This window comes from Candidatus Planktophila lacus (genome assembly GCF_002288385.1).
Lineage (GTDB): Bacteria > Actinomycetota > Actinomycetes > Nanopelagicales > Nanopelagicaceae > Planktophila > Planktophila lacus_D.
In genome coordinates this window covers 627,626-641,940 of sequence record NZ_CP016783.1, presented here as the reverse complement: position 1 = coordinate 641,940, position 14,315 = coordinate 627,626, and the positions used below count along the sequence as shown (strand labels likewise).

The following is a 14,315-nucleotide window of genomic DNA, read 5'->3' as shown; positions in this document are numbered from 1 at the left end:
ATTAGAGTCCTACTCCGAACTGGCGCGTAAAGCGAAGATCGCCTTCGACTATGTCGTGCATATCGGTGACGTTGTGACGAACCATAAGTGTGCGTTCAAGCCCCATGCCGAATGCAAAACCGCTGTATACATCTGTATCGATGCCACAAGTCGCGAGAACTTTTGGATTTACCATGCCGCAACCGCCCCATTCGATCCAGCGACCGTTGAAGAAGATATCTACCTCTGCACTTGGCTCAGTAAATGGGAAGAAGGATGGACGTAAACGCGTTGTTACATCGGGTCCAAACATCGCTTGGGCAAAGTTATCGAGAGTTCCCTTAAGGTGCGCCATGGTGATGCCCTTATCAACTACCAAACCTTCGACTTGGTGGAATACCGGACTGTGCGTCGCATCGAGTTCGTCGGCGCGAAATGTGCGACCAGGGCAGATCATGTAGATAGGAGGTTGATGTTCAAGCATGGAACGAATCTGCACTGGTGAGGTTTGGGTGCGAAGAACCATTCCCGATTCAACAGGTTCAATGTAGAAAGTATCTTGCATCGTGCGTGCTGGATGATCTGCCGGGATATTTAAAGCATCAAAGTTGAGCCAGCCAGATTCAAGTTCTGGTCCTTCTTCAACTGCGTAACCTTGTTCGATAAAGAAATCGCTAATCTCGTTCTTGATAATCGTAATTGGATGTAATCCCCCGCGATGTGCGCGATTTACCGGAAGAGTTATGTCTACAACTTCTTCCAGCAAAACTTTGGCGTCACGTTCTGCCTCTAGCTTTTCGGTTGCTTTTTCAAGTGATGCCGCGATCGCTGCCTTTGCCTCACCGATTAACTTGCCGGCACTGGCCTTTTCCCCTGGAGCGAGTGAACCTAAACCGCGACTGGCGAGTGAGATCGGAGCTTTATCGCCGAGATGGGCAAGGCGTGCACTTTTTAAAGAATCGAGGTCGCCCGCAGCGGCGAAAGCCTTGGCGGCATCGCTAACCCATTTTTCGATTTCTGCGGGGCTCATAGCGAAATCTTAACCTGTGACCTTTCAAAGATGCGGGATATTTGAACGAAGATCCGATTAAAGAGTAGCGAGATGGAACATAACAATTGAGGCTGCCGCGGAAAGATTGAGGCTCTCGGCGTTGCCTTTCATTGGAATATTTACTGCAATAACATCGCCGCTAATCAAGGTATCAATGCCGCGCGCTTCATTTCCGAATATCGCTACACAATCTCCAACTTTTTCAAGTTCTAAAAGCGAAGTCTTTCCCTGCGCGGATAGCGCCAACTTGGTAATGGTTGGGAATTTCTCGGAGAGTGTTGAAAGAGTGATTCCCGAATAAAGCGGAATATGCCAGAGCGATCCCGCAGTTGCGCGAACTACCTTTGGCGAATACATATCGACGCTTCCGGGGGATGTGATCACCGCATCAATACCCATAGCGTCGGCACTGCGCAGAATTGTTCCAGCATTTCCTGGATCTTGAATTTCATGTAGATAAATAAATCTTGAACTACCGCTCAACTTTAGATCAGAAAATTCATTACGCCCGATTTCACAGACGCTAAGGATTCCTTGCGGTGTAATCGTTGAGGACATTGCAGCCATTACCGGCTCGCTAACCAAAATTGTTTCGACGCTTGATGTATCCAAACCGGCGGTATCGATGCGCGATTGGCCACTCTCAGTTAAAAAGAGAGTTTTAATCTTTGGACCAGACGCTGCTGCTAACGCTTCGCGGGCGCATTGCAGGCCTTCGGCGATAAATTCTCCATGCTCTCCGCGCTCTTTATTGCCGCGGGATGAAATAAGAGCCTTCACCCGCGCGATATGCGGCGAGTGAAGGCTCTCAATCATATTTATATATTTAATTAAATTAGCAACAAATAGCCTGGAAGAACTAAGCGCTGACTAGGTTCTTGCGAGCTAGATCAACAAGGGTCTTAAATGTTGCTGGATCATTTGTAGCGATGTCGGATAGAACGCGACGATCAACTTCAACGCCAGCAGCCTTTAGGCCTTGGATGAAACGGTTGTAAGTCATTCCGTTTTCGCGGGCTGCAGCGTTAATACGCTGAATCCATAGCTGACGGAAATCACCCTTCTTATCTTTACGGTCGTTAAACGCGTAAACCATTGAGTGAGTGACTTGCTCTTTCGCCTTTGTGAAAAGACGGGAACGCTGACCGCGGTATCCGCTAGCGCGTTCAAGGGTTGTGCGACGCTTCTTAGCAGCGTGAACTCCACGTTTTACTCTCATTTAATTCACACTCCTTACTTAAGGCCAAGCATGCGCTTGGCTGTCATTGCGACGGTTGGCTTTGCTGCTTGTTCGGTACTCAAACGACGAGTTACGCGAGATGACTTACGCTCCAAAAGGTGGCGCTTGCCTGCACGCTCGTGCATGATCTTTCCTGAACCGGTTACGCGAAAAGTCTTCTTCGCGCCACTGTGGGTCTTCATCTTTGGCATTTATCTTCTCCTGTACTTCGTCGTCTTATAAAACTTGAAAAACTTTTGAAACTAGAAAAACTCTTTACTTCTCTTCTGCCGCCTCGAGCGCTGCCTTTTCCTTGGCTGCGCGCGCTGCCTTCTGCTCTGCAACCGCTTCAGTCTTCTTCTTCGTCGGTCCCAGCACCATCGTCATATTTCGACCCTCTTGCTTAGGGGCGAACTCAACAAAAGCAACTTCTGCAACATCTTCTGCAAGACGTTGTAGCAATTTAAAACCAAGCTCGGGGCGAGTTTGTTCGCGTCCGCGGAACTTCATCGTGATCTTTACCTTGTCGCCACCCTTTAGGAATTTCACAATTGCGTTACGTTTAGTTTCGTAATCGTGATTTTCAATCTTTGGTGTCAATCGCACTTCCTTCACCACAATGTGGGTCTGGTTCTGACGAGCTTCACGAGCCTTCTGAGCAATTTCGTACTTGTACTTGCCGAAGTCCATGATTTTGCATACAGGTGGATTTGCCTCTGGTGCGATCTCTACGAGATCTAAACCAATTTCATCTGCCATCTGTAGCGCTACTTCAATATCTACAACTCCAACTTGATCACCGGTGTGGCCGATGAGACGAATTTGAGGTGTGCGGATACGGTCATTGATGCGCGGTTCAGTTGTGATTTGTGCTCCTTAGTTGGTTTGCTACTTCTTGAACGCTGTTCTCTTTTGAACGTTGTTCTGTCGATTTTGACTTTAGTAGCTTGAGGGTTTACCGCAGAAATCGCGCACCGCTAAGGAAAGGAAAACGCGCCCGTAAGGCGGCTTACTTTCGACAAACCAGCCAACTCCTCTAGTTACATTTAGTACTAGTTCTAGGGCCGAGAAGGTGGGAGCGGTGAGCTCCTCTTGCAGTAGCCAAAGCCACTGGTCTGAGGCGTACTTTACCTTTAAGCGCCCATCGCGTGCAAACCGCCGTCTACATGCACGATTTCGCCCGTTGTTTTCGGGAACCAGTCAGAAAGTAGAGCCACGACAGCCTGGGCGGCAGGAACTGGGTCAGTTACATCCCATTCCAGTGGAGAGCGTTCATTCCAGACCTTTTCAAATTCATCAAAGCCCGGGATCGACTTTGCAGCCATGGTGCGAATCGGACCTGCTGCAACCAAGTTAACGCGAATATTTTCAGCGCCTAAATCGCGGGCTAAGTAACGAGATGTCGACTCAAGCGCTGCCTTTGCAACGCCCATCCAGTCGTACTTTGGCCAGGCAACAGTGGCATCGAAATCCAGTCCAACAACAGAGCCGCCACCGTTGAACAGTGGACGTGCCGCCATTGTTAGAGATTTAAGTGAATACGCAGAAACATGTACGGCAGTTGCGACATCTTCCCAAGCGGTATTTAAGAAATTTCCACCAAGCGCTGCTTCAGGTGCGAAACCAATTGAATGTACTACGCCATCAAGATGTGGGAAATGTTCTTTGACACGACCGGCAAGAGCATCGAGATGCTCTTGATTTGTAACGTCGAGCTCAATGACTGGAGCTGGTTGCGGCAAGCGACCTGAAATACGAGTAGTCAAACTCATTACGCGACCGTAAGAAGAGAGCAGTACGTTGGCGCCTTGTTCCTGCGCAATCTTGGCAATATGGAAAGCGATCGAGCCATCTGTTAATACGCCAGTAACCAGAATATTTTTACCTTGAAGAATTCCCATTTAATGTCCCATTCCTAATCCACCATCTACTGGAATCAAAGCGCCTGTGATGTAACCACTTGCAGGTGATGCCACAAAGCTAACAACTTTTGCGATCTCATCTGCGGAGCAGAAACGACCGAGCGGCACAGAAGCGGCGATTTCAGTACGTCGTTTCTCATCAAGGGCTGCAGTCATATCTGTTTCGACAAATCCTGGAGCGATCACATTTGCGGTAATACCGCGGGAACCAAGTTCGCGTGCAAAAGAACGAGCCATGCCAAGCAGACCGGATTTACTTGCCGAATAGTTAACCTGGCCAGCGGCTCCGACTCCCCCGACTACTGAGCCAATAAAGATAAGTCGTCCGCGCTTTAACTTAAGCAGACCCTTGGTCGCTCGTCTTGCTACGCGGAAGGCGCCAGTTAAATTGGCGTTGATAACGCTCTCAAAATCTTCATCTGACATTCGCATAACCAAACCATCTTTAGTTATGCCAGCGTTGGCAACGATAATTTCAGGAAACCCCCATTGCGACTCAATTTCAGCAAAGGCGGCATCAACGCTTTCGGAGGAAGTCACATCCATCTGCACTGCGCTAAATCCTGCTGGTGCGCTGCCACTGCGATAGGTGACTACTACGTGATGGCCATCTTCTTGAAGTGATTGCGCGATCGCTAATCCAATACCGCGATTTCCGCCGGTGACCAGAGCGATTGCTTTTGATTCCTCGGACATATGACAAAACTTACCCTGCTACTTACGCGTAACTTGCCGTTTTCGGCGGGCGCGCCACGGAGATGCGCCTTACTCTTGGGCTATGGCGATCCGACGCAAGTCAGCAAGTAAGGCTCCTGCGGTTTATGACATCACCGCCGCTCCTGCATCACTGACTCGTGATCAAGCAGGACGTCAACGTCGCTACTTCTATTCAATGATGATCCGTACCTTTTGCTTCATTCTGACGGTGATTCTGCCTAGTCCTTATCGCTGGTTTGCACTCCTAGGCGCAGTAACGCTTCCATATTTTGCAGTAGTCATCGCAAATGCTGGTCGTGAGTCTTTTGCGCCGGGCTCTGGCTTGGTTTCAGATAAAGCGAAATCCCTAGAGTAAATAATCTTTCTAGAATTATCGATTGGCTAGACTCAATACATGTCTAGTGAGCGCTCTTCAGAGAAGGAATCTAATACTTTTCTAAAGCATCTTCTCGCGCTATTACTAATCTTGGGATGTCTCTGGGCCAGTCAGTGGCAGTTTCAGCGCGGTATAGATCGCCAAGATCGTAACCAAGGTATTGAGGCGCAGTTAACTCTTACTCCAGTCGAATTGAATGAGATAAAAGATAATTTTGTAAAGTACGAGTGGCGCACGGTTACGGTAGAAGGTTCTTTCGATTCAACCAATCAAATTCTGCTTAAGAATCGATACTTTGAAGGCGTCTATGGCTATGAGGTACTAACTAGATTTACCGCAAGCGATGGCCGGTCTTTCTGGGTTGATCGTGGATGGGTAAAAGCTGGCAAGGATGCAGCTACCGCACCAGTTGTCTCTACTGCCCCGACCGGTGCAGTTTCTCTAACTGCACGACTGCGCTTAGATAGATCACTTCCACAAGGCGCTTTCTTCGCACTTCCTGCAAGTGGCGCAGGAATGATCTCGAAGTTAAATGCCCAATCAGATTCGACATCCGAAGGTTTCTACTTAGATTTACTGAGCGGTTCGCAACCATCACTAACTCCAGCTGTGCCTGCGCAAGTGCCTGAACTAAGCGATGGGCCACATATTGCTTACTCGCTGCAATGGATCTTCTTCGCCGGGCTAATTATCTACGGCAGAATCTTAATTAGGCGTGGTCAAATCTTGACGAGCAAAGAGCTCGGAATAGAGCCCACCAGTTAGCACTAGCTCCTCATGTTTTCCGTGTTCGGCGATGGATCCATTTTCAAGAACGATTATCTGATCTGCGCCCATGACGGTGCTCAAGCGATGCGCAATCACAATACTGGTGCGTCCATATAACGCTTGCGCTAGCGCCTTTTGAACTAACTCTTCATTTTCAGAATCAAGGTGAGCGGTTGCTTCATCCAGAATTACGATGCTTGGAGATTTCAACAGTAACCGCGCAATTGCCAAACGTTGTTTTTCGCCGCCTGATAAACGGTGGCCGCGCTCTCCAACCATAGTTTCTAATCCGTTTGGAAGAGATGAGACTAGATCCCAAATCTGCGCTGCTTCACAAGCGACCTTCATCTCATCGAGTGTGGCATCGCTCTTTGCATATCTTAGATTTTCGGTAATTGTTGCGTGGAAAAGATGTGAATCTTGCATAACAACACCAATAGATCCACGAAGTGAATTAAGGGTGAAGTTACGGATATCTTCACCATCAATCGAAATAGAGCCACCTGTAACATCGTAAAGTCTTGGAAGTAGCGCGCTGATAGTTGTCTTACCTGCACCCGACGGACCAACTAGCGCTGTTACCGTTCCAGGTCTTACTTCAAATGAGATTCCTTTGAGAATCTCTTCAGAGTCCTTTACCTCAGGTAGAGAAGCGGCTTCAAGGGAGGCAAGAGAGATCTCTTGTGCTTTCGGATAGGTAAAGCGCACTTCGCTAAAAGTAATTGCGGGAGTCTTACTTTCCAGCTTCTTCGGTGCTGCAATCTCTTTAACCATTGGCTCGAGATCTAAGACTTCAAAGACTCGCTCGAAAGAGACCAGTGCGCCCATAACATCCACGCGCACTGTGGCCAGAGCAACCAGTGGACCGTAAAGCCGAGCGAGCAAAGTGGTTATTGCAATCAAACTTCCAACGGTTATCGAACCATCAATCGCTAGATGTCCGCCGATGCCATAAGCAATTGCAGTGGCAAGAGCAGCAATACTTATCAACGCAATGAAGAAGAAGGTGTTGAGCATCGCCATTGAGATACCGATATCGGCGACTTTACGTGCTTTGGTCTTAAACTCTTTTGATTCCTGATTCAGATCACCATAAAGCTTTACCAAGAGCGCCCCGGATACGTTGAAACGTTCGGTCATCGTCGATGACATTTGGGCATTTACTTCGAATGAATCTCGGGTGTAGCCCTGTAAGCGCGAACCGATCCACTTTGTTGGAGCTAAGAAAATTGGCAGCAGGAGAAGCGAGGCTACGGTGATCTGCCAACTAAGCGCCAACATAGTTCCAACTACCAAGACCAGGGTCAGAACATTGCTGATGATTCCGGAAAATGTGGATGTAAATGCGCGTTGGGCTCCAATAACATCGGAGTTAATTCGGGAAATTAACGCACCAGTCTGAGTGCGCGTAAAGAATGCGATCGACTGCTCTTGAACATGGCGAAAGACTTGAGAGCGAAGATCATAGATAAGACCTTCGCCGATCTTCGCTGAAATCCAACGTACGACGATATTTACCAGAGCGCTGGCGATAGCAAGGAGCGCAACCGCTATCGCCATAGTTGTTACGACTGAGCGATCTTTGGGAATTACTCCGTTATCGATAAGTTCGCGAAGCAGAAGCGGGGTGGCCACGGTTAGAACCGCGTCGGCAATTAAACAGATTAGAAAGAGCGCAAAGACCGATTTGTATGGGATCGCATAGGCAAATATTCGCTTTAACGTGCCGGGCTTTAACTTGGCGTTTTTTACAGATTGATCAGAACTTAAAGTGCGAAGCGCCATCCAGCCAGCATGCATTGACATAAAAAGCTTCCGATCAAATAACTTGCTAGATCGCTAACGCTAATTTAGGTTAGACGGTAAAACCAAGCGCACGTAGTTGTTCGCGCCCATCATCTGAAATCTTATCTGGACCCCAAGGCGGCATCCATACCCAGTTGATCTTTACATCCGTAGTATGAGGTGCGAGTGCTTGACGAGTTTGATCTTCGATTACATCCTGCAATGGACAAGCCGCAGATGTCAGAGTCATATTTAGTACGGCGATATTGTTATCGTCGACCATTACATCGTAGATAAGGCCAAGATCCACAACATTGATTCCGAGCTCGGGATCGACGACATCCTTCATCGCCTCTGTTACATCATCAACTGTTGCAGCCATTATTTTCTCCATTTTGTAGATTGCTCTGGTTAGATCTTACTAGCCCTTGGATTGGGCTTGAACGCTGGCATCTTTAAATGCCATCCAGCCCAACAGGGCACATTTGATTCGTGCGGGATATTTAGAGACGCCAGCAAAGGCGACTGCATCTTCCAGGAGATCTTCATCTCCAGTCACCGCACCTTTACTCTGCATTAGAGCGACAAACTCATCAAATATTCGGTAAGCATCTGAAATGCTCTTACCGATTAGCAGGTCTGTGAGAACCGAGACGCTGGCTTGAGAGATCGAACAACCAACGCCATCCCAAGTGATTGCTGCCACTGCACCATCTTTAACGGTGATATTTAGATCGATCTCATCGCCACATGAAGGGTTTACGTGGTGAACCTGTGCGTCGTAAGTCGCTGATAGCTTCTTGTTCTGCGGGTTCTTGTAGTGATCAAGGATCACTTCTTGATAAAGGTTATCGAGTTGCATTAGCCAAAGTATTTCTGCGCAGCAAGGATCGATTGACAAAGTTGATCGATATCTTCGGTGGTGTTGTAGAGATAGAAACTTGCACGGGTTGTAGCGGCAACGTTCATCTTGCGAGTTAGCGGCCAGGCGCAGTGATGTCCCGTGCGAACTGCGATTCCCGCATCATCTAAAAATTGTCCTAAGTCATGCGGATGAATTTCACCGAGTGTGAAGGAAACCGCTCCCCCACGCATATCCGTATTTAGAGGGCCGAGAATACGAAGTGAATCAATACCAGACATTGCATCTAGCGCATATTTAGTGAGTTCGATTTCATGTTTATGGATCGCACCCATTCCAATCTTTGTTAAGTACTTGAGTGCGACCCCTAAACCAACAATCTGCGCCATATTTGGAACGCCTGGTTCAAATTTACGAGGTGCTGGTGCCCAAGTTGCTTCAGTCATAGTCACTGACTCGATCATCGATCCGCCAAATAGGAATGGCGGAAGTTCATCTAGCAACTTCGCTCTTCCCCAGAGAACTCCAACTCCAGTTGGTCCAACTGCTTTATGGCCAGAGAAGGCTAAGAAATCGATATCTAGATCTGCCACGTTAACTGGCATATGCGGCACTGATTGACAAGCATCGAGGATGAAAACGGCGCCTACATCGTGGGTGCGCTTTACCAGATCATCCAATGGAACAATAGTTCCGAGAACATTTGATTGGTGAGTTAGCGCAACAATCTTGGTCTTCGTCGTAATCACAGAATCGATATTTGAGAGATCTAAGCGTCCCTCAGGAGTTACCTCAAACCATTTAAGAACCGCACCTGTGCGCGCTGCTAGTTGTTGCCAAGGAATCAAATTGGCGTGATGTTCCATCTCGGAAATCACGATCTCATCACCAGCTTTTAGATGGAACTTATTTCCAACAGGTGCAGCGCCGATCGAATAGGCCAAGAGGTTGAGCGCCTCCGTTGAACTTTTCGTGAAGACGATCTCATCTTCTTTCCCACCAAGGAAGTCAGCAACAATCCGCCGTGCAGACTCAATACCTTCAGTAGCTTCTTCAGCTAACTGGTGAGCACCGCGATGAGCGGCAGCGTTATGTAAGCGGTAGAAATTGCTCTCCGCATCGATAACAACGTTCGGTTTCTGGCTTGTTGCACCGCTATCTAGATAGACCAGACGCTTTCCATCGCGGATCTTGCGATCAAAGATCGGAAAATCCGCGCGGATAGCGACTGCATCAAATGACATGTATATAAGTAATTGCGAAATTACGCAGTTACATACTCCGCGTAGCCATTTGCTTCGAGCTTATCTGCAAGTTCTGGTCCACCTTGTTCAACGATCTTGCCGTTGGCGAATACGTGAACGAAATCAGGCTTGATGTAGCGCAGGATTCGGGTGTAGTGCGTGATCAATAGAACGCCCAGATCATTGGCAGCCTTCGCGCGGTTGACGCCCTCAGAGACGATGCGAAGTGCATCAACGTCTAGGCCTGAATCTGTCTCATCGAGAATCGCCATCTTTGGCTTGAGTAGTTCTAGCTGCATAATTTCGTGGCGCTTCTTCTCTCCGCCAGAGAAACCTTCGTTGACATTGCGTTGTGCAAATGATGGATCCATGCTTAACGCTTCCATCGCGCCTTTAACTTCGCCGACCCAAGTACGTAACTTAGGCGCTTCACCGCGTAGTGCAGTTGCTGCAGTGCGCAGGAAGTTAGAGACAGATACGCCAGGAACTTCTACTGGATATTGCATCGCCAAGAAAAGACCGGCCTTAGCCCGCTCATCGACGGTCATCTCAAGAACATCTGCACCATCTAACGTGACTGTGCCACTGGTGATTGTGTACTTAGGATGCCCCGCAATTGAGTAGGCAAGCGTTGATTTACCTGAACCGTTTGGTCCCATGATCGCGTGGGTTTCACCTGATTTAATAGTAAGGTCTACGCCTTTGAGAATTTCTACTGAACCGCTTTCGGTTTCAACAGAGACTTTAAGTCCGCGGATTTCTAGAGTGCTCATCAACTTTCCTCGCTACGCATCTACCGTGACGGAGTCTCCGTCAACGCTTACTGAATAAGTCTTTAGTGGTGCAACTGCTGGCGGAGTTAACGCTTCACCGGTACGTAGATCGAACTCTGCGCCGTGCAACCAGCATTCGATCTTGAAATCTGTGACATCACCTTCCGACAGAGAGGCATCTGAGTGCGAGCAAGTGTCATCAACGGCGAAGACTTCATCGCCAACACGTGCAACGCAGATTGTGCGCCCGTCTTTCTCGATCTTGACGGGCTTGCCTGTAGTTAGATCACTAAGTTTTAGATCGCTCATTTATGAACCAGCCTTAGCAAGTTCGCCATCGATACGATCCATAAGGCGCTCTTGAGTCTCTTCAACGCCGATTTCAGAGACGATCTCATTGAAGAAACCGCGAACAACTAAGCGACGTGCATCAGCCGCGTTAATCCCTCGTGACATCAAGTAGAAGAGTTGTTCGTCATCAAAGCGACCAGTTGTGCTGGCATGTCCTGCGCCAACGATCTCGCCAGTTTCGATCTCTAAGTTTGGAACCGAGTCTGCGCGCGCTCCATCAGAGAGCAAGAGATTGCGGTTGAGCTCGTAGGTATCAGTGCCCTCTGCCGCAGCGCGGATAAATACATCGCCGATCCAGACGGTATGCGCTCCATCCCCAGCAAGTGCACCCTTGTAGTTAACGCGAGATTTTGCGTTAGGAACTTTGTGATCAACAAACATACGGTGTTCGAAGAACTGACCAGATGTTGCAAAGTAAACGCCTAATAGCTCGCAAGATGCGCCAGGTGCGATGAAGTCAACTGTTGGAAGTAAGCGAACCAGTGAACCGCCAACGGTTACAACGATTGATTTAAAAGTTGCATCACGATCGACAATTGCATGGTGGCGTCCAGCATGAATAGTCTTTCCATCCCACTCTTGAAGTGAAACTAGAGTCAGGTTGGCACCAGGTGCAACTGAGATTTCTAGATCTTCTGCCAGATGAGTGTCGCCTGAGTTCTCGATAATCACTGTTGCCTTGGCGTGGTTTTCGATGCGGATCTGAACTCGTGAAAGTTCAGCAGAATCTGTTGCGCCAGAGCTGCGATTTAAGAAGATAGGAGCCGCAACTTCAGTATTCGCCTTGATGGTTAGAACGGCGACATCTGCTGCGTTTTCGCGGATACGTCCAACGACGGCATCATCGCTTTCCGTTAGGGGTGCAGCCAGTTCGCGCGAGATTCTTTCGAAGCTCACGCCATCTGCTGCAGCACCTTTAAGTGAAAGTGATTTGCGATCTGCAATTACTGCAGTGCCATCATGAAGTCCACCTAAACGCTTTAGCGGGGTAAAGCGCCAGGCTTCTTCACGCCCGGTCGGCGTTAAGTAGTTAGTGGTAAGTGTTGACATTAACCGACAGCACCTTCCATCTGAAGTTCGATTAGTCGGTTTAACTCAAGTGCATACTCCATAGGAAGTTCGCGAGCGATTGGTTCGATAAAGCCACGAACGATCATCGCCATAGCCTCATCTTCAGTAAGTCCACGTGACATTAGGTAGAAGAGTTGATCATCACTGATCTTCGAAACTGTTGCTTCGTGTCCCATTGAAACATCGTCTTCGCGGATATCGACATATGGGTATGTGTCAGAACGTGAAATTGTGTCAACCAAGAGCGCATCGCACTTTACGGTGCTCTTTGAGTGATGTGCGCCTTCTTGAACCTGTACGAGACCACGGTAGGAAGTACGACCGCCGCCACGTGCAACAGATTTAGAGATTACGGATGAAGATGTGTAAGGAGCTGCGTGCACCATCTTTGCACCAGAATCTTGATGTTGTCCGGCTCCCGCAAATGCAAGGGAGAGTGTTTCACCCTTGGCATGAGGACCCATCAACATAACTGCTGGGTACTTCATGGTTACCTTAGAGCCAATATTTCCATCGACCCATTCCATCGTTGCACCTTCAGCGCAGGTAGCGCGCTTGGTTACGAGGTTGTAAACGTTGTTAGACCAGTTTTGAATCGTGGTGTAACGAACGCGTGCACCCTTCTTTACGATGATCTCAACTACAGCTGAGTGTAGAGAATCTGATTTATAGATTGGCGCTGTGCATCCTTCTACATAGTGGATGTATGAATCTTCATCGGCAATGATCAAGGTGCGCTCAAACTGACCCATGTTTTCGGTGTTGATGCGGAAATATGCCTGCAAAGGAATGTCTACGTGAACTCCCTTTGGTACATAGATGAATGAACCACCAGACCATACAGAAGTGTTCAGTGCTGCAAACTTATTATCGCCAACTGGAATTACTGAACCGAAATACTCTTTGAAGAGTTCTGGGTGCTGCTTTAGCCCGCTATCGGTATCAAGGAAGATCACGCCTTGTGCTTCTAGATCTTCACGGATTGAGTGATAAACAACTTCTGATTCGTACTGCGCTGCCACGCCAGAGACTAAGCGTTGCTTTTCTGCTTCTGGGATACCCAAGCGATCGTAAGTGTTCTTGATTTCTTCAGGTAGATCATCCCAAGTTGCCGCCTGCTTCTCGGTTGAGCGGACGAAGTATTTGATGGTGTCGAAGAAGATTCCGGAAAGGTCTGAACCCCATGAAGGCATTGGCTTCTTTTCAAAGAGTGACAAGCCCTTAAGGCGTAGATCTAGCATCCATTGTGGTTCGTCCTTCTTGGAAGAGATATCGCGAACAACATCTTCGTTAATACCACGTTTTGAGTTTGCGCCAGCATCGTTGCCATCTGACCAACCGTATTCGTAGTTTCCAAGACCTTCGAGCTCTGGATGTGCTGTTGTCATTTTTGCGCCTTTCCGGCTGTTGCTTGAGTGCTTCGTTTTAGGTTTTGCTTTATATCTTGCTTTATAACTTGCTTGTTAAGTTGAGGGATGTAAGTAGTGCAAACACCATCGCCATGGGCGATCGTGGCTAAACGTTGTACGTGAGTTCCGAGCAGATTTGAAAGCGCCTCTGTCTCGGCTTCACATAGTTGGGGAAACTCTGCGGCGACGTGCGCAATCGGGCAATGATGCTGACAAAGTTCTTCACCTGTCCCACGAGGGCCAACACTTGCGGCATAACCTTGTTCGGTTAAGAACTCAGCGAGCGCCGTAACTTTATCTTCGCTCTTTGCCATAGTTCCGGCAGCTTTGCGAACCATGTCATCGGCACGTGATTGTGCAAAAGCGCTAACGAGATGCTCACCAGATTGTGCAGACATAAATTTCAAGGCAGCTACCGCTAAATCATCGTAAGAATGTTCGAACTTCTCGCGTCCGTTATCTGTCATCACGAAAACTTTGGATGGTCGACCACGCCCGCGTGATGGTGCAACTCGTGGATCACGCGCTTCGAGAATTCCATCTGCGACAAGGAGATCTAAGTGGCGGCGAATTCCCGCTGGAGTAAGACCTAAGCGCTCGCCCAAGGCAACAGCGGTTGACGGTCCATTTTCAAGGATTGAGCGGGCGACGGCATCGCGGGTACGCGGATCATCTCCCACCACGGCGCTCGGACGTTCCTTGATTTTCACAACACTATTGTGTCTTAATTCATGCCATCTCGCCACTTCTACGGCGTGACTTTGACCGCCTCTTTCCTCGCGCGGTCT

The 14,315-nt window shown here is 48.5% G+C and carries 18 protein-coding genes; 2 read left to right on the top strand and 16 right to left on the bottom strand.

Features of this window, described 5'->3' with window-relative positions:
• Position 1: 1 nt before the first annotated feature.
• The 7 genes from pheS to fabG form a co-directional block, all read right to left on the bottom strand.
• Entirely contained in the window at positions 2 to 1,009 is a 1,008-nt protein-coding gene (pheS, locus tag A1sIIB60_RS03210; RefSeq protein ID WP_095689103.1) for a phenylalanine--tRNA ligase subunit alpha, read from the bottom strand.
• A 57-nt stretch (positions 1,010 to 1,066) separates the two neighbouring features.
• Positions 1,067 to 1,846 (bottom strand): TrmH family RNA methyltransferase, encoded by a 780-nt coding sequence (locus A1sIIB60_RS03205; protein WP_095689102.1) that lies wholly within the window; start codon positions 1,844 to 1,846, stop codon positions 1,067 to 1,069.
• 43 nt (positions 1,847 to 1,889) lie between these two features.
• On the bottom strand, positions 1,890 to 2,249 hold the full coding sequence (rplT, locus tag A1sIIB60_RS03200; RefSeq protein WP_095671064.1) for a 50S ribosomal protein L20: 360 nt from the start codon (positions 2,247 to 2,249) through the stop codon (positions 1,890 to 1,892).
• Positions 2,250 to 2,263: 14 nt separating this feature from the next.
• The gene (gene rpmI / locus A1sIIB60_RS03195; RefSeq protein ID WP_095671063.1) at positions 2,264 to 2,461 is read right to left on the bottom strand and encodes a 50S ribosomal protein L35; all 198 of its coding nucleotides are present in this window, start codon (positions 2,459 to 2,461) and stop codon (positions 2,264 to 2,266) included.
• A 64-nt stretch (positions 2,462 to 2,525) separates the two neighbouring features.
• Entirely contained in the window at positions 2,526 to 3,116 is a 591-nt protein-coding gene (gene infC / locus A1sIIB60_RS03190; RefSeq protein ID WP_095671062.1) for a translation initiation factor IF-3, read from the bottom strand.
• A 266-nt stretch (positions 3,117 to 3,382) separates the two neighbouring features.
• Positions 3,383 to 4,150, bottom strand: coding sequence for an enoyl-ACP reductase FabI (gene fabI / locus A1sIIB60_RS03185; RefSeq protein WP_095689101.1), 768 nt, complete (start codon positions 4,148 to 4,150; stop codon positions 3,383 to 3,385).
• Positions 4,151 to 4,867, bottom strand: a complete 717-nt coding sequence (fabG, locus tag A1sIIB60_RS03180; RefSeq protein WP_095689100.1) for a 3-oxoacyl-ACP reductase FabG — start codon at positions 4,865 to 4,867, stop codon at positions 4,151 to 4,153.
• Positions 4,868 to 4,949: 82 nt separating this feature from the next.
• Between fabG and A1sIIB60_RS03175 the strand changes: the two genes are divergently transcribed.
• Both A1sIIB60_RS03175 and A1sIIB60_RS03170 read left to right on the top strand, forming a co-directional pair.
• A complete protein-coding gene (locus A1sIIB60_RS03175) occupies positions 4,950 to 5,243 on the top strand; it encodes a DUF3099 domain-containing protein (protein ID WP_095671059.1) in 294 nt (97 codons plus the stop codon).
• Positions 5,244 to 5,282: 39 nt separating this feature from the next.
• Positions 5,283 to 6,029 (top strand): SURF1 family protein, encoded by a 747-nt coding sequence (locus A1sIIB60_RS03170; RefSeq protein ID WP_095689099.1) that lies wholly within the window; start codon positions 5,283 to 5,285, stop codon positions 6,027 to 6,029.
• On the opposite strand, the gene A1sIIB60_RS03165 is transcribed toward A1sIIB60_RS03170, so the two are convergent.
• Genes A1sIIB60_RS03165 through A1sIIB60_RS03125 form a run of 9 tightly spaced genes read right to left on the bottom strand, consistent with a single transcriptional unit; the run spans position 5,970 to position 14,237 of the window.
• Entirely contained in the window at positions 5,970 to 7,838 is a 1,869-nt protein-coding gene (locus A1sIIB60_RS03165) for an ABC transporter ATP-binding protein (RefSeq protein ID WP_095689098.1), read from the bottom strand. The genes A1sIIB60_RS03170 and A1sIIB60_RS03165 overlap by 60 nt on opposite strands.
• Before the next feature lie 49 nt (positions 7,839 to 7,887).
• On the bottom strand, positions 7,888 to 8,199 hold the full coding sequence (locus A1sIIB60_RS03160) for a metal-sulfur cluster assembly factor (protein ID WP_095689097.1): 312 nt from the start codon (positions 8,197 to 8,199) through the stop codon (positions 7,888 to 7,890).
• A 39-nt stretch (positions 8,200 to 8,238) separates the two neighbouring features.
• A complete protein-coding gene (sufU, locus tag A1sIIB60_RS03155) occupies positions 8,239 to 8,679 on the bottom strand; it encodes a Fe-S cluster assembly sulfur transfer protein SufU (protein WP_095689096.1) in 441 nt (146 codons plus the stop codon).
• Positions 8,679 to 9,923 carry a cysteine desulfurase gene (locus A1sIIB60_RS03150; RefSeq protein ID WP_095689095.1) on the bottom strand — a complete coding sequence of 415 codons (1,245 nt, stop codon included), beginning with the start codon at positions 9,921 to 9,923 and terminating at the stop codon, positions 8,679 to 8,681. Before A1sIIB60_RS03150 ends, sufU begins: the two co-directional genes overlap by 1 nt.
• A gap of 20 nt (positions 9,924 to 9,943) precedes the next feature.
• Entirely contained in the window at positions 9,944 to 10,696 is a 753-nt protein-coding gene (sufC, locus tag A1sIIB60_RS03145) for a Fe-S cluster assembly ATPase SufC (protein ID WP_095689094.1), read from the bottom strand.
• A gap of 12 nt (positions 10,697 to 10,708) precedes the next feature.
• Positions 10,709 to 11,005 carry a non-heme iron oxygenase ferredoxin subunit gene (locus A1sIIB60_RS03140; protein WP_095689093.1) on the bottom strand — a complete coding sequence of 99 codons (297 nt, stop codon included), beginning with the start codon at positions 11,003 to 11,005 and terminating at the stop codon, positions 10,709 to 10,711.
• Positions 11,006 to 12,097 (bottom strand): Fe-S cluster assembly protein SufD, encoded by a 1,092-nt coding sequence (gene sufD, locus A1sIIB60_RS03135; RefSeq protein ID WP_095689092.1) that lies wholly within the window; start codon positions 12,095 to 12,097, stop codon positions 11,006 to 11,008. It abuts the gene before it with no gap.
• Complete coding sequence (sufB, locus tag A1sIIB60_RS03130; RefSeq protein WP_095689091.1) at positions 12,097 to 13,506, bottom strand: Fe-S cluster assembly protein SufB; 1,410 nt, start codon at positions 13,504 to 13,506, stop codon at positions 12,097 to 12,099. Before sufB ends, sufD begins: the two co-directional genes overlap by 1 nt.
• Positions 13,503 to 14,237 carry a helix-turn-helix transcriptional regulator gene (locus A1sIIB60_RS03125; protein ID WP_223298727.1) on the bottom strand — a complete coding sequence of 245 codons (735 nt, stop codon included), beginning with the start codon at positions 14,235 to 14,237 and terminating at the stop codon, positions 13,503 to 13,505. Before A1sIIB60_RS03125 ends, sufB begins: the two co-directional genes overlap by 4 nt.
• Between the last annotated feature and the right edge of the window lie 78 nt (positions 14,238 to 14,315).

Coding starts and splice junctions, on each gene's coding strand:
- pheS (WP_095689103.1), bottom strand. CDS start 1,009: ATGAGCCCCGCAGAAATCGAAAAATGGGTTAGCGATGCCGCCAAGGCT.
- A1sIIB60_RS03205 (WP_095689102.1), bottom strand. CDS start 1,846: ATGATTGAGAGCCTTCACTCGCCGCATATCGCGCGGGTGAAGGCTCTT.
- rplT (WP_095671064.1), bottom strand. CDS start 2,249: ATGAGAGTAAAACGTGGAGTTCACGCTGCTAAGAAGCGTCGCACAACC.
- rpmI (WP_095671063.1), bottom strand. CDS start 2,461: ATGCCAAAGATGAAGACCCACAGTGGCGCGAAGAAGACTTTTCGCGTA.
- fabI (WP_095689101.1), bottom strand. CDS start 4,150: ATGGGAATTCTTCAAGGTAAAAATATTCTGGTTACTGGCGTATTAACA.
- fabG (WP_095689100.1), bottom strand. CDS start 4,867: ATGTCCGAGGAATCAAAAGCAATCGCTCTGGTCACCGGCGGAAATCGC.
- A1sIIB60_RS03175 (WP_095671059.1), top strand. CDS start 4,950: ATGGCGATCCGACGCAAGTCAGCAAGTAAGGCTCCTGCGGTTTATGAC.
- A1sIIB60_RS03170 (WP_095689099.1), top strand. CDS start 5,283: ATGTCTAGTGAGCGCTCTTCAGAGAAGGAATCTAATACTTTTCTAAAG.
- A1sIIB60_RS03165 (WP_095689098.1), bottom strand. CDS start 7,838: ATGTCAATGCATGCTGGCTGGATGGCGCTTCGCACTTTAAGTTCTGAT.
- A1sIIB60_RS03160 (WP_095689097.1), bottom strand. CDS start 8,199: ATGGCTGCAACAGTTGATGATGTAACAGAGGCGATGAAGGATGTCGTC.
- sufU (WP_095689096.1), bottom strand. CDS start 8,679: ATGCAACTCGATAACCTTTATCAAGAAGTGATCCTTGATCACTACAAG.
- A1sIIB60_RS03150 (WP_095689095.1), bottom strand. CDS start 9,923: ATGTCATTTGATGCAGTCGCTATCCGCGCGGATTTTCCGATCTTTGAT.
- sufC (WP_095689094.1), bottom strand. CDS start 10,696: ATGAGCACTCTAGAAATCCGCGGACTTAAAGTCTCTGTTGAAACCGAA.
- A1sIIB60_RS03140 (WP_095689093.1), bottom strand. CDS start 11,005: ATGAGCGATCTAAAACTTAGTGATCTAACTACAGGCAAGCCCGTCAAG.
- sufD (WP_095689092.1), bottom strand. CDS start 12,097: ATGTCAACACTTACCACTAACTACTTAACGCCGACCGGGCGTGAAGAA.
- sufB (WP_095689091.1), bottom strand. CDS start 13,506: ATGACAACAGCACATCCAGAGCTCGAAGGTCTTGGAAACTACGAATAC.